Origin of the sequence: Donghicola tyrosinivorans (assembly GCF_003003355.1) — a bacterium.
GTDB lineage: Bacteria > Pseudomonadota > Alphaproteobacteria > Rhodobacterales > Rhodobacteraceae > Donghicola > Donghicola tyrosinivorans.
Genome location: NZ_PVTQ01000017.1, coordinates 17,073 through 35,644 on the forward strand (window position 1 = coordinate 17,073; position 18,572 = coordinate 35,644).

Sequence of the window (18,572 nt, forward strand, 5' to 3'; positions counted from 1 at the left end):
TTTCAAGACCTTCGGTTCATAAAACCAATGCAGGTTATTGATAAGGTTGCGAGTTTTCGATGAAGGCACTGAAACTAGGGGTCCTCGCCGTTGCGTTGGGTGTATTGGCCTCATCGGGGGTTGCACGCGATGGTATCCCCGAAGAGCCGAAGAAACCCAAAGGCATGACGGAGTGGCATATGGAGCAAGCCCGTCAGGCCCGCGCCGCCGAGCTTTCGGGCATTCAGATGCGCGGCGATCCGGAGAAGGTTTACAAGCGTTATAACAAAACCTACCGCAAGGTCCCCATGTCCAACCTCGCGCCAGATGCGTTGCGCCAGTTGATGTTGGATGGCGTCTACTTCTGGCGTCCCCAGCGACAGCGTAAGGCCCTTTGGACCGCAACCCGTGCTTTTGCGGATGGGACCGCCGTGTCGTGCAGCTACACCGGCAAGGGCTACTATTGGGAGCATGCTCTTGAATGGATCGTTGCACCGACGCCTGTGGGCGGCGCGGGGCTGATCATCCGCGAAGATGCCAAGAAATTCCGAGACGGCCATTTCACCTATGGCTACGTCTATGATCCTGCGAATGGCGAAGTCTTCTACCAGACCAGCGGCTATTCAACCGATCGGGTTATCGGGTGGGTTCAGTCCGATGTTCCGGCCGGTGTAGCCGAAAACTGTCCCAGTTTCGCAGATCTTGGCGTCAACCCAAATCAGCGTGGCGAACGGCTGGATGACCTGCGCGCGAACGCCCATACGATCACAGGCCGACCTGTCTTGTTCCAGAACAACAAAGACAACCCGCTGACATCCCAGATGTACATCTGGGCCTTTCCCTATGAGAAATAAAGGAAAAGCCGCTCCGGTATCGGGGCGGCTTTTGTCTGGCCTCAGGCCTTTTTCTTGGCTTCCACGACCTTTTCGGCCAGATCGCGGGCAATGGCGAATGCGCCTTTGATCTTGTCGCTGTCCTTGGCCCAATCGCGGCGGACGACGATCTTGTTGTCCTTGATCTTGGCCAAGCCCTTCTGGTCTTGAATGAACTCGACCAAGCCCTGAGGCGATGCGAATTTGTCGTTGTGGAACTGGATCGTCGCGCCTTTGGGGCCACCATCCAGCTTGGCGATGCCAGCCTTCTTGCACATGGCTTTGATGCGCACGATCAAGAGCAGCGTGTTCACCTCTTTGGGCAACTTGCCGAAACGGTCGATTAACTCGGCCGCAAAGCCTTCCAGTTCGACCTTGGTGGTCAGTTCTGACAGACGACGATAAAGGCCAAGGCGCACGTCCAGATCGGGCACATATTCTTCGGGGATCAGAACCGGCACGCCCAGATTGATCTGCGGCGCCCATTGCCCGCTGTCATCGGTCAGGCCCTCAAGTTCGCCCGATTTGATCTTGGCGATCGCCTCTTCCAACATGGTTTGATAGAGTTCATAGCCCACGTCGCGCATCTGGCCGGACTGCTCTTCGCCCAAGAGGTTGCCCGCGCCGCGAATGTCCAGATCCTGACTGGCCAGCGTAAAGCCTGCCCCCAAGGTATCCAGCGATCCCAACACGCGCAGACGCTTTTCCGCAGCTGGGGTCAGCTTGGCGCGCGGTTTGGTGGTCAGATAGGCATAGGCGCGGGTTTTCGAGCGGCCCACGCGGCCACGTATCTGATAAAGCTGCGCCAGACCGAACATATCCGCGCGGTGGACGATCATCGTGTTGGCGGTCGGAATATCCAGACCGGATTCCACAATCGTTGTCGCCAGCAGCACGTCATATTTGCCGTCGTAGAAGGCGTTCATGCGGTCATCCAGCTCGCCTGCTGCCATTTGGCCATGGGCGACGATGTAGCTGACCTCGGGGACCTGCTCTTTCAGGAACTCTTCGATCTCGGGCAGATCGGTGATGCGCGGCACAACGTAAAAGCTTTGTCCGCCGCGATAATGTTCGCGCAGCAGCGCCTCACGCGCTGTGACGGGATCGAACTCGGACACATAGGTGCGGATCGACAGACGGTCTACCGGCGGTGTCGAGATGATCGAGAGGTCACGCACCCCTGTCAGCGACAGTTGCAGGGTCCGCGGGATCGGCGTTGCGGTCAGGGTCAACACGTGGATGTCACTGCGCAGCTGCTTGAGCCGCTCTTTGTGCCCAACGCCAAAGTGCTGTTCTTCGTCGATGATCAGCAGGCCAAGGCGTTCGAACTTGATGTTCTTGGCCAGAACCGCGTGCGTCCCGATAACAATATCAACGGTGCCATCTGCGATCCCCTTGCGGGTTTCAGAGGCCTGCTTTGAGGAAACAAAGCGTGACAACTGTCTGACTTCTAACGGGAAACCACGGAATCTCTCTTGGAACTCCTTGGCGTGCTGGCGGGCCAACAGCGTGGTCGGGGCGATGACCGCCACCTGAACACCGGACATGGCCGCGACAAAGGCGGCGCGAATGGCGACCTCGGTTTTACCAAAGCCCACGTCCCCGCAGACAAGGCGATCCATCGGCGTGCCGCTGGTCAGATCGTCCAGCACATCGTTGATGGCCCGCAACTGATCGTCGGTTTCCTGATAGGGAAAGCGGGCGCAGAATTCTTCCCACGCATGGGGCGGCGGCTCCAGCATCTGACCTTTGCGCAATGCCCGTTCGGCAGCCACACGGATCAGCTTGTCCGCCATCTCGCGGATGCGCTCTTTCAGCTTGGCCTTCTTGGCCTGCCATGCACCGCCCCCAAGACGGTCCAGCAGCCCCTCATCGTGACCAAAGCGTGAGAGCAGCTCGATGTTCTCGACCGGCAGGTAAAGCTTTGCGGATTCGGCGTATTCCAGATGGATACATTCGTGGGCCGCACCGGCGGCGGTGATCACCTCTAGACCGTGATAGCGGCCAACCCCGTGGTCCACATGAACCACCAGATCGCCCGGTGACAGGGATGTGGCTTCGGTCAGGAAATTCTCGGCCTTGCGGCGTTTCTTGGGGGCGCGGATCAAGCGATCACCCAAGATATCCTGTTCCGAGATAACAGTCAGCTTGCCGCCATTCCACGGCGCTTCGAACCCGTGTTCCAACCCCCAGACCGCCAGATGCAGGCCGCGTTTGCCGATGCGTGTGCCATCCGCGATCAGGATGGTTTCTGACAGGCCCTCGTCCTCGATCAGGCCCGCCATCCGTTCCCGCGCGCCTTCGGAATAGCTGGCCAGAACCACTGGACCATCCTGAAGTTTTTTCTTCAGATGATCGCCCAAAGCACCGAAAAGGCTGACACTTTCCTGTTGCCGTTCGGGCGAGAAGTTGCGGCCGATCCGTGCGCCTGCATCCACCACACCCGGCCCGCTGGCCTGTGCAAGCGGATGGAACGAGATACGCCGATGATCGCCGGTGACACCCTGCCATGCGGCGTCATTCAGGTAGAACAGCTCGGGCGGCAAAGGCTTATAGACCGTATCGCCCTTTTTACGGTTTTGCTGAGCGATCTTGCGGGTTTCATACTGATCCGCGATCCCGTCCCAGCGGCTTTGTCGGGCGGCGTCCATCTGTTCATCCAGCGTGATGGTCGCCTTGGGCAGATAGTCGAACAGGGTTTCCAGATGCTCGTGGAAGAACGGCAGCCAATGCTCCATCCCCTGTTGTTTACGGCCTGCGCTGACCGCCTCATAGAGCGCATCATCGCTGCCCGCCGCGCCGAATTCGATCCGGTAATTCTGGCGGAAGCGAGTGATCGCCGCATCGTCAAGGATCACCTCGGACACCGGGGCCAGCTCAATGCTGTCCAGCTTGTCCGTGGTGCGCTGGGTCGCAGGATCAAAGCGACGAATGCCATCCAGCACATCGCCAAAGAAATCCAGACGCACAGGGCCGGTATCGCCGGGCGGGAAGATATCGATAATCCCGCCGCGCACGGCGTAATCACCGGGCTCCATGACTGTGGGGCTTTGAACAAAGCCCATACGCACAAGGAAAGATCGCAGGGCGGCCTCATCCACGCGCTCGCCCACCATGGCGATAAAGGACGCCTCACGCAGAACCGACCTCGCTGGCACCCGCTGGGTTGCGGCGTTCAACGTGGTCAGGACGATGAATTTCTCGGGCATCTGGTGGATCAGCGCCGCCAGCAGCGACATCCGCGCCGCCGAGATATCGGCATTCGGCGAGACCCGATCAAATGGCAGACAGTCCCAAGCCGGAAACACAAAGACCGGCATATCGGGCGCAAAGAACCGCAGCGCGTCGCGGATTGAGGCCAATCTTTTGTCGTCACGGGCCACATGCAGGACGGGCGTGCCGGATTTCTCCACTTCGTTCAGGATCAGCCGCGCGTCAAAACCCTCGGGCGCGCCGCCCATCTTGATCTGTTTGGCCTCTGCCATACCGTCTTATCCCAATACGCCGATGTTCATATTCTGGTACATGCCCCAGATCGAAGTCAGAAAGACCGAAATCATCCCGATCACCTGAATGCCAAACCTATGTCGGGTCAGCGCGCGGCACAGGGCTTCGTCCAGAATATCTTCATGTTCGATCTTGTAAGCCAGCCTGATGCGCATCGCGCCGACAAATGACATGGGCAGCACAAGCAGAAAGACCGCTTGGGCAAATTCGACCCCATAGTAAAAGCCGGTCACAGCCAGAATGGTCAGCACAAAAGCACTGCCGCCGATGATCCAGACGCCCGCACGTGCATAGACGTCCCGCAAGCGTCGCGCCTTGATTTGCGCCAGGTGATTCATATCAATCAGGAATTGCCCGCCTTTGCGCCGCGCCCGCCCGACCAGATCGAACGGCACCCCCATCACAAAGTGGCTAGTGGTAGACCAGAGCACAGCAAGGCCGATCCAATACCAAAGGTTTGAAAACGACCGCATATCGATCAACTCGAAAATCTGTCCACCCAGGTTCAACGGGGTCTCCTGAAAAAAGCTTCTTGAGACGTGACATAACCTGACCCTAAAGGATTGCCTAGACTTGAGATCATTTCCGATCCGTGGCACCCAATCGAAAACACCGGAGGTTTTTCCATGGTCTATCCCGCCGCCAGCTTTCCTGCCGCCCGTTTGCGTCGCACCCGCCGCACCCCTGCATTGCGCGGGTTGGCCCGTGAAAACAGTCTCAGCGTGGACGATCTGATCTGGCCGGTCTTTGTCCGTGACGGCGTCGGTGTGGAAGAGCCCGTCCCCTCGATGCCCGGTGTGTACCGTCGCAGCGTCGACAAAATTGTTGAGGCTGCGAAAGAGGCTTACGATCTGGGCGTTCAGACCATCTGCCTGTTTCCCTACACCGATCCGGCGAAAAAGACCGCAGATTGCGCCGAGGCATGGAACCCTGACAACCTGTCGAACACCGCCACCCGCGCGCTAAAGGCCGCCCTGCCGGACATGGCTGTGATGACCGACGTTGCACTGGACCCGTACAACATCACCGGTCAGGACGGCTTTGACGTGGATGGCTATGTTGTGAACGACGAGACCGTCGAGGCGCTGGTAAAACAGGCAGTCTCGCAGGCCGAGGCTGGCGCTGACATTATCGGTCCCAGCGATATGATGGATGGCCGCATCGGCGACATCCGCGAGGCACTGGAACATGGTGGCCACAAGAACGTCTGCCTCATGAGCTATAGCGCCAAATACGCTAGCGCCTTCTATGGCCCGTTCCGCGATGCGGTCGGCGCTGCGGGCGCGCTGAAAGGTGACAAGAAGACCTACCAGATGGACCCGCTGAATACGGATGAGGCGCTGCGCTGCATCGCTCGCGATCTGGATGAAGGTGCTGACATGGTTATGGTCAAACCCGGGATGCCATATCTGGACGTCTGCCGCCGCGCCCACGAGACCTTTGGCGTACCTGTCATGGCCTATCAGGTCAGCGGCGAATACGCGATGTTGCAGGCCGCAGCCCAGAACGGCTGGCTGGACGGAGAGCGTGTGATGCTGGAAAGTCTGATGTGCTTCAAGCGCGCAGGCTGTAGCGGTGTTCTGACCTACTTTGCGCCCGCCGCCGCCAAGATTATCGGTGCGTAAGCATCCTTTGACGCATCAAACCTACCCAAAGGTGACAAGCCCGCACTTACCAGTGTATAGTTCAGGTAAAACAACAACCGGGGTGCGCCCCAGCAGCACACAGGCACAACAGCATGACTGATATGAACCGCCGCGTATTCACTCTGACCGGCCTTGGGGCCCTTGTCACCACTGCCGCTTGCGGCAACGGTGTCGGCTCGCCCGGTCCGAACATCATTGACGCCCGCGTGGACACCACGCTGAGCTATATGTTCAACAACTACCCCGGAACCCGCGAACTGGCAGACAAATCCGTTGGCATGCTGGTCATGCCGCTGGTGACTGAGGCGGGCTTTGGTCTGGGCGGCGCTTATGGCCGTGGCGCACTGCGCATCAACAATGCGACTGTGGACTATTACTCTTCGACCAAAGGCAGCATCGGCCTGCAAATCGGCGCACAGCAATACGCCCACGTTCTGTTCTTCATGACCCCCGAAGCGCTGCAGGACTTCCGTCGTGGCAGCGGTTGGGCCGCTGGCGCGAACATCGAATACGCGGTCGCCGATCAGGGCGAAAAGATCCGTGCCGAAACCACCACCTCGCTGGCGCCTATCGTGGCTGTCGTCTTTGGTCAGACCGGCCTGCGCCTTGGCGCGACGCTGGAAGGTGCGAAGTACAACCGTATTATCCCCTAAGCCTCGGCTAGGATCGGAACAAAACGCTCCGTACCGGATTGGTCTTCCAACTCCGGTGCGGCGCAGACCGGCGCTGTTTTGCGCCTCGGGTGTCTGGCGCTTTGCGCCATCGACTGCATCCTCTGTCTCCCCGCCAGAGCCTTCAAATACAGGACGCACCCTATGAAAATTGACCTGATCGGAGCCCCCGTCGACAGCGGTAAGAAAAGCAAAGGCTGCCTGATGGGCCCCGATGCCTATCGCACTGCCAATCTGGCCCGCGCCCTGCGCAACTTGGGCCATGAGGTAAAAGACTTGGGAAACCTGTGCCCCGATCAGATAGAAAAGCCTGACTGCGCCAATCCTGCGGTTCATTCACTGGCCGAAACCATCGGCTGGACCAAAACGCTGGCCCGCGTAGGCGAAGATGCGATCCGTGGCGGCCGCCTGCCCGTCTTTATGGGCGGTGATCACAGCTTGTCACTGGGGTCTGTGACCGGCGTTGCCGCAGCGACAGACCGCCCGCAGTTTGTCCTGTGGCTGGATGCCCATTCGGATTTTCACACCCTGCTGACCACCGAAAGCGGGAATCTTCATGGCACTCCCTTGGCCTACATCACAGGGCGCGACGGGTTTGACGGCTTCCCCGAGGTGATGAACCCCGTACCGGAAAAGAATGTCTGCATCATCGGTCTCCGGTCCGTGGACGGAGCCGAGCGTGAGTTTCTGGAAGACAGCGACATCCGCTACCACGATATGCGCGAGATCGATGAGAACGGCATCTCGGTTCTTCTGCGCCGTTTCTTAAATGATATCAGTGAGGTAAATGGCGTTCTGCATGTGTCTCTGGACGTGGATTTCCTTGATCCCGCCGTAGCACCTGCGGTGGGCACCACCGTTCCGGGCGGTGCGACTGTGCGCGAAGGGCACCTGTGCATGGAGATGATCCACGACAGCGGCTTGATGACCTCGCTTGATCTGGTCGAACTGAATCCCTTCTTGGATGAACGAGGCCGCACCGCGCAGGTCATGGTCGATCTAGCCGCCTCTGCCCTTGGTCGCCGCGTCTTTGATCGACCCACCCGCGCTTATTTGTCATAAGATTCATATGGTTGAGGTGCACGGCTATTGTCGTTGCGCCTCAACCCCGACAATCACGTCCAGCATATCCGTCGTGATCTGTTCTTGCCGCGCAGTCCGCTCTTCACGGCGCAGGTTCTCTAAGGTTTCGTCGATGTTGCGGGCGGCGGCATCCATGGTCATGAGCCGTGCGTTGTTCTCACTGACAAGGCTTTCCATCAAGGCCTGCGCGACCTCGGCAAAGAGATACTCTTGCGACAGTTCCGCCATCAGCGTCCGTAACGGCAGGTGATGCAACGGGGCGTCGTTGTCGGTGCTTTGTTGCGTCAGTGACAGAGGCAAAATCTGCCGTTCCGTCACTTTGAAGGTCCCGCCTTGCTGGTGTGCCGCAAAGATGATCCGTGCCTCTGCCACTTGTCCAACATCGGCCAAAACGCGCCGCGCCAAGGTGGTCACCCCGTCAGCGCGAGAGGTCATTTGAAATGAGCCATCCACGCCAAGCCCTTGCTCTGCCGATAGAATTTGCCCCCGACGCCCGACAATCACCAAGCGTTCTTCAGGGCGACGGACGGATTTGACCTTTTCAATGATCCGGTTATTGAACCCGCCCACAAAGCCGGTTTCCGAGGTAATCACCAACAGGCTGGCGCCTGCGCCCTCCACATGAACAGGCGCACGCAAGCTGAGGATTGCGCCTTCGACCGTTTTGCGAAACCCTTCGGTGCCCGACAGCGCGTTTTGCGCTTGATGCACGCGGCTTCCCGCCATCGAGCGGAGCGCTTGTACCAAGTCCCCCAACTGCTCTAGCCCCTGTATGCGGGCGGCGATTTCAGCGCCTGAGGTCATCTAGCCATCCTGCTTTTTCAAGAATAGCGATGCGCAGTCTTTTGTCAATTTATCCAGCGCCTTACGGTCATCTTCTGACAGTTCATTCGTCTTATCGATCTGCGCCGCGAGTTGGGGCAGTTCGGCCTGTAACCGCTGTGCCAAGCTTTGCCGGTACGCCGCGATGTCTGTCAACGCGACCCCGTCCAAATGGCCCTCTGACACCGCGAGAAGCAGCGCGACTTGCAAGGATAGCCGCAGGGGTTTGTATTCCGGCTGCGCAAGGATCGCCTTCAGCCGCCGTCCGTGCGCGATGGTCTTGGCTGTGCGCTCATCCACCATAGCGCCGAAGCGCGTGAAGATTTCCAGCTCAAGGTATTGGGCGTAGTCAAGTTTTAGGGAATGCGCCAAGCTCTTGATCGCCTTGGCCTGTGTTGCTCCGCCCACGCGACTGACGCTCATCCCCACATTCACAGCGGGCTTTTGCCCCCCGTAGAACAGCTTCTGATCCAGAATGATCTGCCCATCGGTGATCGAGATCAGGTTGGTCGGGATATAGGCGGTCATGTTGCCCGCCTGCGTTTCGGCAATGGGCAGCGCAGTTAATGAGCCGCCCCCATGTTCTTCCGACAACTTCGCGGCACGCTCCAGCAAGCGCGCATGCAGGTAGAAGACATCACCGGGATACGCCTCGCGCCCCGGAGGTTTGCGCAGCAGCAGCGACAGTTGGCGATAGATGATCGCGTGTTTGGTCAGATCATCAAGGATCAACAAGGCGTGCTGGCCGCGATCACGGAAATACTCGGCAATGGTGCAGGCTGCATAGGGCGTAATCCATTGCGCCCCCGGCGCCGCATCGGCAGTGCCAACCACAAAGACGCAGCGATCAGGGTTGCCGTGGGTTTTCACCGCCTCAATCGCCCGTGCCACGGTCGAGGCTTTTTGCCCGATCGCTGCGTAGATGCAGATCACATCGCTGTCTTTCTGGTTGATGATCGTATCAATGGCGATCGCGGTCTTTCCGGTCTTGCGATCGCCCACGATCAATTGCCGCTGGCCTCGTCCCAAGGGGATCATCGCGTCAATTACCGTGAGGCCCGTGAGCATCGGTTCGGTGATCAGATCGCGATCCACGATCTGCGGAGCGGGCCGTTCAATCGGGTCAAACCGCTCGGGGGTAATCTCGGGCCCGCCATCCAGCGGCGTACCAAGGGGCGAGACCACCCGACCCAGCAGCCCGTCCCCAACGGGCACGCGGGCAATCTGGCCAGTGTTATAGACGCGAGTACCAGCCGAAATCTCGTCATCGGCGGCCAAAAGAATACAGCCAAGCTTGTCTTCGCTAATCGACATGGCCAGCCCGAAGGTGCCGTCCTCAAAGCGCAGGAGTTCGTCCAGTCTGGTCTCTTTCAGGCCCGATATGATGGCAACTCCGTCGCCGATCTGCTCGACCCGCCCGATACGCTCAAGGCGCGGCGGCAGTTCTTGCGCGGCGACTGTTTCCCGAGCCTGCGCCAGCCATGCGGCGGTTGGATCATCAGTACTCATCACTCAGGTCTCCAAAGCGGATGCGGCGCGGTGCAGTCGGTCGGCGGCAGAAAAGCGCAAGGCGGCGTGGGGAAAGTGCAGCTCCACCCCTGCAAGCAAAGACGGATCCTGCTGAAAGGTAACCGGTACGTCAGGGCCAAGCCGCGTGGTCAGCGCCATCCGCCATTTTGCTTGCCGTTTGGCACCAAATTCTTGGGCAGAGATCACTGTTATGGGGGCATCTGGCCCAAGCTGTTGCTTCAGCCCATCCAGCTCCGTCGCTGTCACCCCATCTAGATAACCTGCCGCTGCGGCCAAAGGATCGTCCCCGACCGAGGACAGCGCCTTGCGGGCCAGATCCTCGGCCAGAGCCACAATATCAGCGCGCAGGGCCGTCTGTGCGGTGGCCTTTTCGGCAGCGATCTTAGCGCGACCGGCGGTAAGTGCCGCCTCAGCCTCTGCCTGAACATCTGCCAGACGCTTCACACGCTCGGCCTCAAGGGTTTCGTGCAGGGATGTGATCTGCGCTTGTTTCTCGGCCTCGAAGGCATCCAGCTTGGCCTGATAGGCCTGCATTGCCTGTTCAGCGGATCGGACTTTGGCCTCGGCGGCCTCAGTTGCGGCGCGGTCGGCGGCTTCGCGATCGGCGATAACTTTCCGAATGGGACGGTAGAGAAAACGGCAGAGCAGCCAGATCACGATCAGAAAGTTGACCGTTTGCAATCCCAGCGTCCACCAATCAATCTGCATGGCTTATCCCACAAACGGGTTCGCATAGAGCAAGAGCAGCGCGATCACGAGGCAGTAGATCGCCATCGTTTCAATCATCGCAAGCCCGACGAACAGGGTACGCGACAGTGTGCCGGCAGCCTCGGGTTGGCGGGCGATGGCCTCCATCGCGGCGGCTATGGCGCGCCCCTCGCTATAGGCGGGAAAGATCGCCCCGAAAGACACGGCGATCACCGCGCCGATGATGCTGACGATTTCGATGTAGTTCATGGAAGGTGCTCCTATGTCTCGACCGCGCCGATAGCGCCGCCGATGTAGACAGTTGCGAGAATGGTGAAGATGTAGGCTTGGATGATCCCGATCAGGACACCCAGCAGCAGGAAGGGCACGGGCACGATCAGCCCCGCCAGAAAGACCACGATGGCGATGACGAACTCATGGCTCATCATGTTGCCGAACAGGCGGATCATCAGGGAAAACGTCCTTGTCAGATCCCCCAGTACATTGAGGGGCAAAAGGAACGGGTTGGGCTCTAGATAGTGCCCAAAATACTTTCGTGCGCCGCGGGTGCGGATACCGAAGTAATGCACCGACAGAAAGACGATGGCGGCTAAGGCCGCAGGGGTTTCCAGATGGCCCGTGGGCGGCGTCGCTCCGGGAAAGACCGCGGCCAGATTGGCGAGGCCAAGGAAGATAAACAGCGATCCCAAAAGCGGCATGTAGGGCCAAGGATCGCGGTTCAAAACCTGTTGCAACTGATCTGCGATGGCCAGCACCACGACTTCTAACGCCGCTTGGGCGGGGCCTGCGTTGACTTTCGGGGTGCCTAGGCTGACGCGCAAAACCACAAACAGCAGCGCCATTATCCCCCATGTGGTGACGACCGAGCGGCTGATCGGCACAAAGCCGATATGGAACAGGATGTCTGGAACGAGCGGGCTGGCCTCCATCCTCAGGCCCTCCGCACGCGGCGGATCATGATGGTCCGCGCCAGCAACAGTCCTAGAAGCGCGGCGATCAAGGGCAGCGTGCCGTAATGGACCACCACCGCAAAGCCTGTGACCGCAATCACGATCCGCAGCAGTAGAAAGCCAATGGCCCGTTGCCAATCGCTGCCCATCGCCGCGACCGAGCGTCCAAGCAGGTGGAAATAGGCGGTCCCGATAGCAGCCCCGACAAAAAGCCACGGAAGGGCTGTGATTACTTGGGAAATTGTCATTCGCTATTCATCCTCTGCCACGCCATGTAAAATCCCAGACACGCACCGCCGAAGGTCAGAGCTCCACTGAATGTCACCCCTGTTCCGAACCGGTGATCCAGCCAGCGGCCTGCAATGATGCCCAACAAGGTGGCTCCGACGATCAACCAACCCAAGGCGCCGATCATCGACAGGTTCTTCCAGAGCGGGCGTTCACCCTGTTCCGCCCACTGGGTGCGGCGGGCATCTCTTTTACGGATTGCCTCCAGTAGATCGTCACGGGACGTCTTATCGGGATCGGTCATGACTTAGCCCTCGGCCCGCTGGTTGCGGGGCTCTAGCCGTGGCGGGCTTTCGGGGATGTCGCGGCCTATTTTCAGTAGCCTCTCGACCTGCCGGATGGTCGCCAGATGCAAGCGGTGATCATAGGTGCGAACGCTGTCTTCAGCTTCGTCTGCTTTGGCCAGTTCCGCCAGCGCATTGGGACCAAGGGCTTTCAGGTCCGCCTCACGCCACGCGCCACGGGTGGCGATGTTGATCCGATCGCCGCCCTGAACGTGCAGAACGCCGCCACGCAGGGCAATGAACTCTTCCCCCTTCCCGTCATGCCATGAGACGACCGAGATGGGCAGCACTGTGACAAAATCCGCGTGTCTCCGCTGGATGCCAAAGGCGCCGGTCGCATCCTCGGCCCGCAGGGACAGAACGCCGTCCACATCGGCTATGATCTCGGTTGGGGTGGTGACGCGCAGTCTCATCCCTGCCCTTCCTGTGTGGATTGCTTGGTGCGGGCATCCTCTAGGGTGCCGATCATATAAAAGGCGCTCTCGTCCCATGTGTCCGCGTCACCGGCCATGATCGCTTCGCACCCGCACAAAGTATCCTCAAGCGAGACCGAGACGCCGCCGTGTCCGGTAAACTGCGCAGTTACCGCGAAGGGCTGTGTCAGGAACCGGATCAAGCGCCGCGCACGTCCGACAGCTTGTCGGTCCGTGGCGCCCAGTTCCTCGATTCCTAGAAGCGAGATGATCTCTTGCAGCTCTCGATATTTCGCGATCAACCCGCGCACATCCTCGGCCACTTTATAGTGCCGATCGCCCACGATCATCGGGTCCAGCAGGGTCGAGCTTGAGTCCAGCGGATCAATCGCCGGATATAGGCCTTCGCTGGCCATATCGCGGCTGAGGACAATCGCGCTGTCCAGATGGGTGAAGGTTTCAGCCACCGCCGGATCCGTGAAATCATCGGCAGGCACATAGACCGCCTGGATCGAGGTCACTGCCGCCCCATGAACCGAGGCGATCCGCTCTTCCAGTTCTGCGATTTCGGTCGCCAACGTCGGCTGATAGCCCACACGGGACGGCAAGCGCCCTAGCAAGCCCGAGACCTCGGACCCCGCCTGCACGAAGCGGAACACATTGTCGATCAAGAGCAGCACGTCCTGCCCCATCTGATCACGGAAATGTTCGGCCACGCTTAAAGCGGACAGAGCCACACGCCAGCGGGCACCGGGTGGTTCATTCATCTGGCCGAACACCAGCACGGTCCGGTCAATCACGCCCGAGCGCTTTAGATCAAGCCACAGCTCATGCCCCTCGCGGGAACGTTCACCCACGCCAGCAAAGACCGACTTGCCCTGATAACGATCCGCAATCGACCGGATCAGTTCCATGATCAGAACGGTCTTGCCAACGCCCGCGCCACCAAACATCGCGGCCTTTCCGCCACGGGACAAAGGGGCCAGCAGGTCGATGACCTTGATACCGGTCTGAAAGACTTCGGTGCCGGTGCTTTGCTCGGCCAGCATGGGCGCTTTCTGGTGGATAGCGCGGCGCGGGGTATCTGCGGGCAAGGCCGGGCCGCGATCGATGGTGTCCCCGACCACATTCATCAGCCGCCCCAGAACCGCATCGCCCACCGGTACTGCAATCGGCTGACCGGTGTCACAGACCGCCGTTCCGCAAGCCAAGCCTGCGGTTTCCTGAATGGCCACGCAGCGCGCAGTGTTGGGACCGGCGTGCTGGTGAACCTCTAACACCAAGCGGGTGCCTTGATCCCACAGCACCTCTAAAGCCGCGTTTATGCGTGGTAGCGCGTGGTCGGGAAAGGTGACTTCAACGACCGATCCATCAACCTGCGACACATGCCCTTCCCCAGTCATCGGACCCACTCCGCCTCTGCTGCTTTGGCAGAGCACGCGCGTACTGGGCTGTAGGCTTGGGAATGAACGGGGCTTTGCAAGGCACACTCCGGAACAGGGGATCACTGGTCTTTTCCCATGTTTTTCCTGCGTTAACTTACGGTGCCTTGATGCAGATCAGTATCACACATCTGTTAACCGGACGCTGGGCGCTGTTCCCGCGTCGGTGCCGGAAAAATATGCATTGACCGTGGATGTTTTGAGCTTTCCGCGGCCAATCGTTCCCTCGCACAAAGTGAGAAGTTGCTCTGAGAGGCTTTGAGTGCAGTGTGACAGAATGAGATTTGCTGTGATCGCCGACATCCACGGAAATGCCCGCGCCTTGCGCGCTGTCCTTGCGGACATGGACGCTTTGGGCGTGGCCGAGGCTGTGAACCTTGGGGACTTCTTCAGCGGGCCTTTGGATGCGGATGAAACAGCGGCATTACTGGCAGAGAGGAACTACCCGTCGATCCGTGGCAATCATGACCGCTATCTGATCACCCAAGCGCGTGAGGATATGGGCCTGTCGGACGGAGCGGCGTTTGATCTGCTCAGTGAAACCCATCTGGACTGGATCAGGTCCCTGCCCGAAACCTTGTCCTTCCATGGTGACGTGTTTCTGTGCCACGGCACCCCTACCAGCGATCAGACCTACTGGCTGGAACGGGTAAATCCTGACGGATCATTGCGCCGCGCGACCTTGTCCGAGATCGAGGCAGAGGCGAAGGGGATCGGTGCCTCACTCATCCTCTGCGCCCATACCCATCTGCCTCGCATTGTGCATCTGTCCGATGGCCGATTGATTGTGAATCCCGGCAGCGTCGGCTGCCCTGCCTATGACGATGATCATCCGGTCTATCACTGCGTCGAGACCGGCACGCCTAACGCCTCTTATGCCATCGTCGAGAAAACACCAGACGCTTGGACGGTCACGTTCCGATCCATCCCCTACGCATCTACCGAAGCCAGCGCCTTGGCCGCGAAAAACGTTCGCGCTGGTTGGGCGCGGGCTTTGGCGACCGGGTGGATATCCGAAGCCTCTGATTAAGCGTCCAGCTCGCTGTCCCAGTACAGGTAATCCACCCAACTGGAGTGCAAATGGTTGGGTGGGAACTTGCGGCCTTGGTTCCGCAGTTCCTCGGCCGAGGGCTGACGAACGGGCTTTCGTAGATGCATGTTCGCCTGTCGTAGGCTCTTGCTGCCCTTCTTCAAGTTGCAAGGCGAACAGGCCGCCACGACGTTTTCCCAACTGGTGATCCCGCCACGCGCGCGGGGTACCACGTGGTCAAAGGTCAGATCCCCGTGCGATCCGCAGTATTGGCACGAAAATTCGTCCCTCAAGAAAAGATTAAAGCGCGTGAAGGCCACGCGCTTTTGAGGTTTCACATAGTCTTTGAGGACGACAACGGAAGGAATGCGAACTTCCATCCGCTGACTTCGGACAACTTCGTCATATTCGGCGACGATGTTCACCCGATCTAGCCAGACTGCCTTGATCGCTTCTTGCCAGGGCCAAAGGGATAAAGGGTAATAGGACAATGGCCGGTAATCGGCGTTCAACACCAAAGCGGGGTGCTGCTTGAGTGCTGATGGTTCTCTTACAAAGTCCGTCCTGAAGTCGCCGTCCATAATCAAAGCCTCTTCGCCCTGTCTGTCGTGCTGACACCAAGGCGGGACGCCCCGCCCCGTATCAAGATCACTATATATCTCGGGGCTTGGCTGGCAAGTCCCGCAAGATGATGTAGTCACCGAAGAGGTAGCAACTTGCTGTGACGGCTATATGACAGGCAAAACCGCCCGAAGACCGGGCGGCTTGGGCCCTTACATCCCCAGTTTGTCGCGCATGAACGCCAACGAGACCCCAAGACCGTCAGGGGAAATACCGTGTGCGGTGCCTTTCATGACGTGGGCGTAGACCTCGGAAAAGCCTGCTTCTTGCAGGGCGTCGATGGCGGCAGGCAGGCTTTGGGGCGGAACAACGTCATCGTGATCGCCATGCAGCAGCAGGATTGGCGGTTTGGAACGCGCTTCATCCTTCAGCAGTTCAGGCTGCAAAAGACGGCCCGAGAACCCGATGATCCCGCCAAGCGCCTCTTCAAAGCGCGGGCCCACGTGCAGCGACATCATGGTGCCTTGGCTGAAACCGATTAGGACCAGCTGTTCGGGCAGGATGTCTTCTTCGTCGATGATGTTCAGCAGGTAGGCGTTCAGATCGGCAACGGCTTGCATCATGCCTGCCTCGGATTCTTCCTCGGACGAGTTGTCGATCCAAGGGATCGGGAACCACTGAAAGCCCATAGGCGATCCGGCGCAATGCTCTGGCGCATCGGGGGCGTAGAAAGTGGTGTCCGGCAGATGTTCCGCCAGCGGATCGGCCAGCCCCATCAGATCGGCGCCGTTGGCCCCGTATCCATGCAGAAAGACCACAACCGAGCGTGTCTGCCCCGAAGCCGCTTCGCGGCGCTTTGATGTCAGAACCCGAGTCATCTGATCCCTTCCCTGTTTTTCTCTACGTGGTAGTACGCCCACAGTAGCCGCGCCGCAACCGCCCGCCATGGCTGCCAGTCCTCGGCCATGGTACGCATCTCGCGCTCGGTCGGGCGTTTGGGCAGATCGAACAGGATGCGGGCGGATTCCTGCAAGGCCAGATCACCGGGAGCAAAGACATCGGCGCGGCCCAAGCTGAACATCGCGTAAATCTCGGCGGTCCAGACACCGATGCCGCTGACCTGCGTCAGGGTGCTGACGATTTCGGGGGTGGGCGCATCGCGGAGCGCCTTGAAGTCGATCCGCGCCTCGGCCAGCGCCTTGGCATAGCGGATCTTCTGGCGCGACAACCCGCAAGCGCGCAGTTCTTCCTCAGTGGCCCACGTGATCTTGCGCGGTCCGGTTAGCTTGGCCTCTTTCAAACGCCCCAGGATGGCACGGGCGGCGGCAACGCTGACCTGCTGGCTGACGATAGCCGATAGTAGTTGTTCAAACCCGTCTTTCCGCAGGCGGGTTGGCACGGTGCCAGTCTGCTCTAACGCATGGGCAAATCGTGGGTGGTGGGCGGCCAGATGGGCGCAGCCTTCGGAAATGCAATCGGGGCCTTGAATGACGCGCTCGTGCAAACTGATCCCCTTTGCAAGATATGATCTGGACGGGTTGAGTTGGACAGGCTACGCCACATCCATGACCGAAGTTATCAATGATCGACGCGCTTGGCGCAACGTTGCCGTTCTAGCTGCGGCACAGGCCATTCTGGGCAGCCAGATGAGCATGATTTTCGTGATCGGCGGCCTCGCCGGTCAGCAACTGGCCCCCAACCCCTGCCTTGCCACATTGCCGATCTCATTGATCGTCTTCGGGTCTATGACCTCGGCCACATGGCTGTCGAATGTGATGCAGCGCTATGGACGCCGCGCCGGTTTCATCATCGGCGCAAGCGGCGGTCTGTTCGGATCGCTGATCGCGGTGACGGCGCTGTTCTATTCGAATTTCTGGCTGTTCCTTTTAGGCAGCTACATGACCGGTATCTATATGTGCGCGCAGGGTTTTTACCGCTTCGCCGCCGCCGATACGGCATCAGATGCCTTCCGCCCAAAGGCGATTTCCTACGTTCTGGCAGGTGGTCTGGCCTCGGCCATCATCGGACCGCAACTGGTGAAAGCAACCGTTGACAGCTTTGTGGTGCCCTTTGTCGGCACCTACATGGCGGTGATCGCGATCAACGTCTTCGGGATGCTGCTGTTTCTGGCGCTGGACATCCCGCGCCCACCCGTGCCGTCTGAAACTGCCCCTGCTGCCCGCTCGCGCCGCGCCCTACTGTCCGAGCCGCGCATTCTGGTAGCGATCATCGTCGGTATGGTCAGCTATGCACTGATGAACCTTGTCATGACCTCGACCCCGCTGGCGGTTGTGGGCTGCGGCTATGAAAAGGGCGACGCGGCGGATGTGGTCAGCGCCCACGTTCTGGCCATGTTTATCCCGTCTTTCTTCACCGGTAGCCTGATCGCCCGATTTGGTGTGGAAAAGATCATCGCCTTGGGCCTTTTGATCCTCTGCGGCGCGGGGATCGTGGCGCTGAACGGCGTGCAGATCGAGAACTTTTTCGGTGCCCTCATCCTGCTGGGTCTTGGCTGGAACTTCGGCTTTATTGGCGCGACCTCCATGCTGGCCAGCGCCCACCGCCCCGAAGAGCGCGGCGTAGTCCAAGGCTTGAACGACCTGATCGTTTTCGGCGGTGTGACCGTCGCCTCACTGGCCTCAGGTGGTCTGATGAACTGCTCGGGCGGCAGTCCGGTAGATGGCTGGATGGCCGTGAACCTTGCCATGGTACCGTTCCTTGCTCTTGCAGGCGCGGCCCTGATCTGGCTGATTCTACGTCCCAAGGAAGAGAACGCCTAAATCCAA

General features: G+C 59.5%; 20 protein-coding genes. 6 read left to right on the forward strand and 14 right to left on the reverse strand.

Annotated features, from left to right (window positions below; genetic code table 11):
* The first annotated feature begins 59 nt into the window (after positions 1-59).
* A complete protein-coding gene (locus CLV74_RS18360) occupies positions 60-833 on the forward strand; it encodes a hypothetical protein (RefSeq protein WP_106267710.1) in 774 nt (257 codons plus the stop codon).
* 41 nt (positions 834-874) lie between these two features.
* On the opposite strand, the gene mfd is transcribed toward CLV74_RS18360, so the two are convergent.
* Positions 875-4,336, reverse strand: coding sequence for a transcription-repair coupling factor (mfd, locus tag CLV74_RS18365; RefSeq protein ID WP_106267712.1), 3,462 nt, complete (start codon positions 4,334-4,336; stop codon positions 875-877).
* A gap of 6 nt (positions 4,337-4,342) precedes the next feature.
* Entirely contained in the window at positions 4,343-4,867 is a 525-nt protein-coding gene (locus tag CLV74_RS18370; RefSeq protein WP_106267714.1) for a component of SufBCD complex, read from the reverse strand.
* A 117-nt stretch (positions 4,868-4,984) separates the two neighbouring features.
* On the opposite strand from CLV74_RS18370, the gene hemB reads away from it, so the two are divergent.
* The 3 genes from hemB to rocF all read left to right on the forward strand — a co-directional run bounded on the left by hemB (position 4,985) and on the right by rocF (position 7,737).
* The gene (hemB, locus tag CLV74_RS18375; RefSeq protein ID WP_106267716.1) at positions 4,985-5,983 is read left to right on the forward strand and encodes a porphobilinogen synthase; all 999 of its coding nucleotides are present in this window, start codon (positions 4,985-4,987) and stop codon (positions 5,981-5,983) included.
* A 113-nt stretch (positions 5,984-6,096) separates the two neighbouring features.
* On the forward strand, positions 6,097-6,657 hold the full coding sequence (locus CLV74_RS18380) for a lipid-binding SYLF domain-containing protein (RefSeq protein WP_106267718.1): 561 nt from the start codon (positions 6,097-6,099) through the stop codon (positions 6,655-6,657).
* A gap of 162 nt (positions 6,658-6,819) precedes the next feature.
* The gene (gene rocF / locus CLV74_RS18385) at positions 6,820-7,737 is read left to right on the forward strand and encodes an arginase (protein ID WP_106267720.1); all 918 of its coding nucleotides are present in this window, start codon (positions 6,820-6,822) and stop codon (positions 7,735-7,737) included.
* A gap of 24 nt (positions 7,738-7,761) precedes the next feature.
* On the opposite strand, the gene CLV74_RS18390 is transcribed toward rocF, so the two are convergent.
* Genes CLV74_RS18390 through atpD form a run of 9 tightly spaced genes read right to left on the reverse strand, consistent with a single transcriptional unit; the run spans position 7,762 to position 14,156 of the window.
* On the reverse strand, positions 7,762-8,562 hold the full coding sequence (locus tag CLV74_RS18390; RefSeq protein WP_106267722.1) for a F0F1 ATP synthase subunit gamma: 801 nt from the start codon (positions 8,560-8,562) through the stop codon (positions 7,762-7,764).
* Positions 8,563-10,089, reverse strand: a complete 1,527-nt coding sequence (locus CLV74_RS18395; RefSeq protein WP_106267724.1) for a F0F1 ATP synthase subunit alpha — start codon at positions 10,087-10,089, stop codon at positions 8,563-8,565. It abuts the gene before it with no gap.
* 3 nt (positions 10,090-10,092) lie between these two features.
* Complete coding sequence (locus CLV74_RS18400) at positions 10,093-10,818, reverse strand: F0F1 ATP synthase subunit B family protein (RefSeq protein ID WP_106267726.1); 726 nt, start codon at positions 10,816-10,818, stop codon at positions 10,093-10,095.
* Between the two features lie 3 nt (positions 10,819-10,821).
* Positions 10,822-11,067 carry a F0F1 ATP synthase subunit C gene (locus tag CLV74_RS18405; protein ID WP_106267728.1) on the reverse strand — a complete coding sequence of 82 codons (246 nt, stop codon included), beginning with the start codon at positions 11,065-11,067 and terminating at the stop codon, positions 10,822-10,824.
* Between the two features lie 11 nt (positions 11,068-11,078).
* Positions 11,079-11,747 carry a F0F1 ATP synthase subunit A gene (gene atpB / locus CLV74_RS18410; protein WP_106267730.1) on the reverse strand — a complete coding sequence of 223 codons (669 nt, stop codon included), beginning with the start codon at positions 11,745-11,747 and terminating at the stop codon, positions 11,079-11,081.
* A gap of 2 nt (positions 11,748-11,749) precedes the next feature.
* A complete protein-coding gene (locus CLV74_RS18415; RefSeq protein WP_106267732.1) occupies positions 11,750-12,016 on the reverse strand; it encodes an N-ATPase subunit AtpR in 267 nt (88 codons plus the stop codon).
* A complete protein-coding gene (locus CLV74_RS18420) occupies positions 12,013-12,300 on the reverse strand; it encodes an AtpZ/AtpI family protein (protein ID WP_106267734.1) in 288 nt (95 codons plus the stop codon). The genes CLV74_RS18415 and CLV74_RS18420 overlap by 4 nt, the downstream gene beginning before the upstream one ends.
* A 3-nt stretch (positions 12,301-12,303) precedes the next feature.
* The gene (locus CLV74_RS18425; protein WP_106267736.1) at positions 12,304-12,753 is read right to left on the reverse strand and encodes a F0F1 ATP synthase subunit epsilon; all 450 of its coding nucleotides are present in this window, start codon (positions 12,751-12,753) and stop codon (positions 12,304-12,306) included.
* On the reverse strand, positions 12,750-14,156 hold the full coding sequence (gene atpD, locus CLV74_RS18430) for a F0F1 ATP synthase subunit beta (RefSeq protein WP_106267738.1): 1,407 nt from the start codon (positions 14,154-14,156) through the stop codon (positions 12,750-12,752). Before atpD ends, CLV74_RS18425 begins: the two co-directional genes overlap by 4 nt.
* A gap of 316 nt (positions 14,157-14,472) precedes the next feature.
* Between atpD and CLV74_RS18435 the strand changes: the two genes are divergently transcribed.
* Positions 14,473-15,225: a metallophosphoesterase family protein gene (locus CLV74_RS18435; protein ID WP_106267740.1), complete on the forward strand. Its 753-nt coding sequence runs from the start codon at positions 14,473-14,475 to the stop codon at positions 15,223-15,225.
* Here CLV74_RS18435 and CLV74_RS18440 read toward each other — a convergent pair.
* The 3 genes from CLV74_RS18440 to CLV74_RS18450 form a co-directional block, all read right to left on the reverse strand.
* A complete protein-coding gene (locus tag CLV74_RS18440; protein ID WP_106267742.1) occupies positions 15,222-15,806 on the reverse strand; it encodes an HNH endonuclease in 585 nt (194 codons plus the stop codon). The genes CLV74_RS18435 and CLV74_RS18440 overlap by 4 nt on opposite strands.
* A gap of 192 nt (positions 15,807-15,998) precedes the next feature.
* Positions 15,999-16,664 carry an alpha/beta hydrolase gene (locus CLV74_RS18445; protein ID WP_106267744.1) on the reverse strand — a complete coding sequence of 222 codons (666 nt, stop codon included), beginning with the start codon at positions 16,662-16,664 and terminating at the stop codon, positions 15,999-16,001.
* On the reverse strand, positions 16,661-17,290 hold the full coding sequence (locus CLV74_RS18450) for a DNA-3-methyladenine glycosylase family protein (RefSeq protein WP_425430989.1): 630 nt from the start codon (positions 17,288-17,290) through the stop codon (positions 16,661-16,663). The genes CLV74_RS18445 and CLV74_RS18450 overlap by 4 nt, the downstream gene beginning before the upstream one ends.
* Positions 17,291-17,351: 61 nt before the next feature.
* Here CLV74_RS18450 and CLV74_RS18455 point away from each other — a divergent pair, with 61 nt between their 5' ends.
* Positions 17,352-18,566 (forward strand): MFS transporter, encoded by a 1,215-nt coding sequence (locus CLV74_RS18455; RefSeq protein ID WP_106267748.1) that lies wholly within the window; start codon positions 17,352-17,354, stop codon positions 18,564-18,566.
* The last annotated feature ends 6 nt before the right edge of the window (positions 18,567-18,572 follow it).

Excerpts from the sequence above, each read along its gene's own strand:
- CLV74_RS18360 (WP_106267710.1), top strand. The coding sequence starts at position 60 with ATGAAGGCACTGAAACTAGGGGTCCTCGCCGTTGCGTTGGGTGTATTG.
- mfd (WP_106267712.1), bottom strand. The coding sequence starts at position 4,336 with ATGGCAGAGGCCAAACAGATCAAGATGGGCGGCGCGCCCGAGGGTTTT.
- hemB (WP_106267716.1), top strand. The coding sequence starts at position 4,985 with ATGGTCTATCCCGCCGCCAGCTTTCCTGCCGCCCGTTTGCGTCGCACC.
- CLV74_RS18380 (WP_106267718.1), top strand. The coding sequence starts at position 6,097 with ATGACTGATATGAACCGCCGCGTATTCACTCTGACCGGCCTTGGGGCC.
- rocF (WP_106267720.1), top strand. The coding sequence starts at position 6,820 with ATGAAAATTGACCTGATCGGAGCCCCCGTCGACAGCGGTAAGAAAAGC.
- CLV74_RS18390 (WP_106267722.1), bottom strand. The coding sequence starts at position 8,562 with ATGACCTCAGGCGCTGAAATCGCCGCCCGCATACAGGGGCTAGAGCAG.
- CLV74_RS18395 (WP_106267724.1), bottom strand. The coding sequence starts at position 10,089 with ATGAGTACTGATGATCCAACCGCCGCATGGCTGGCGCAGGCTCGGGAA.
- CLV74_RS18400 (WP_106267726.1), bottom strand. The coding sequence starts at position 10,818 with ATGCAGATTGATTGGTGGACGCTGGGATTGCAAACGGTCAACTTTCTG.
- CLV74_RS18405 (WP_106267728.1), bottom strand. The coding sequence starts at position 11,067 with ATGAACTACATCGAAATCGTCAGCATCATCGGCGCGGTGATCGCCGTG.
- atpB (WP_106267730.1), bottom strand. The coding sequence starts at position 11,747 with ATGGAGGCCAGCCCGCTCGTTCCAGACATCCTGTTCCATATCGGCTTT.
- CLV74_RS18415 (WP_106267732.1), bottom strand. The coding sequence starts at position 12,016 with ATGACAATTTCCCAAGTAATCACAGCCCTTCCGTGGCTTTTTGTCGGG.
- CLV74_RS18420 (WP_106267734.1), bottom strand. The coding sequence starts at position 12,300 with ATGACCGATCCCGATAAGACGTCCCGTGACGATCTACTGGAGGCAATC.
- CLV74_RS18425 (WP_106267736.1), bottom strand. The coding sequence starts at position 12,753 with ATGAGACTGCGCGTCACCACCCCAACCGAGATCATAGCCGATGTGGAC.
- atpD (WP_106267738.1), bottom strand. The coding sequence starts at position 14,156 with ATGACTGGGGAAGGGCATGTGTCGCAGGTTGATGGATCGGTCGTTGAA.
- CLV74_RS18435 (WP_106267740.1), top strand. The coding sequence starts at position 14,473 with ATGAGATTTGCTGTGATCGCCGACATCCACGGAAATGCCCGCGCCTTG.
- CLV74_RS18440 (WP_106267742.1), bottom strand. The coding sequence starts at position 15,806 with ATGGACGGCGACTTCAGGACGGACTTTGTAAGAGAACCATCAGCACTC.
- CLV74_RS18445 (WP_106267744.1), bottom strand. The coding sequence starts at position 16,664 with ATGACTCGGGTTCTGACATCAAAGCGCCGCGAAGCGGCTTCGGGGCAG.
- CLV74_RS18455 (WP_106267748.1), top strand. The coding sequence starts at position 17,352 with ATGACCGAAGTTATCAATGATCGACGCGCTTGGCGCAACGTTGCCGTT.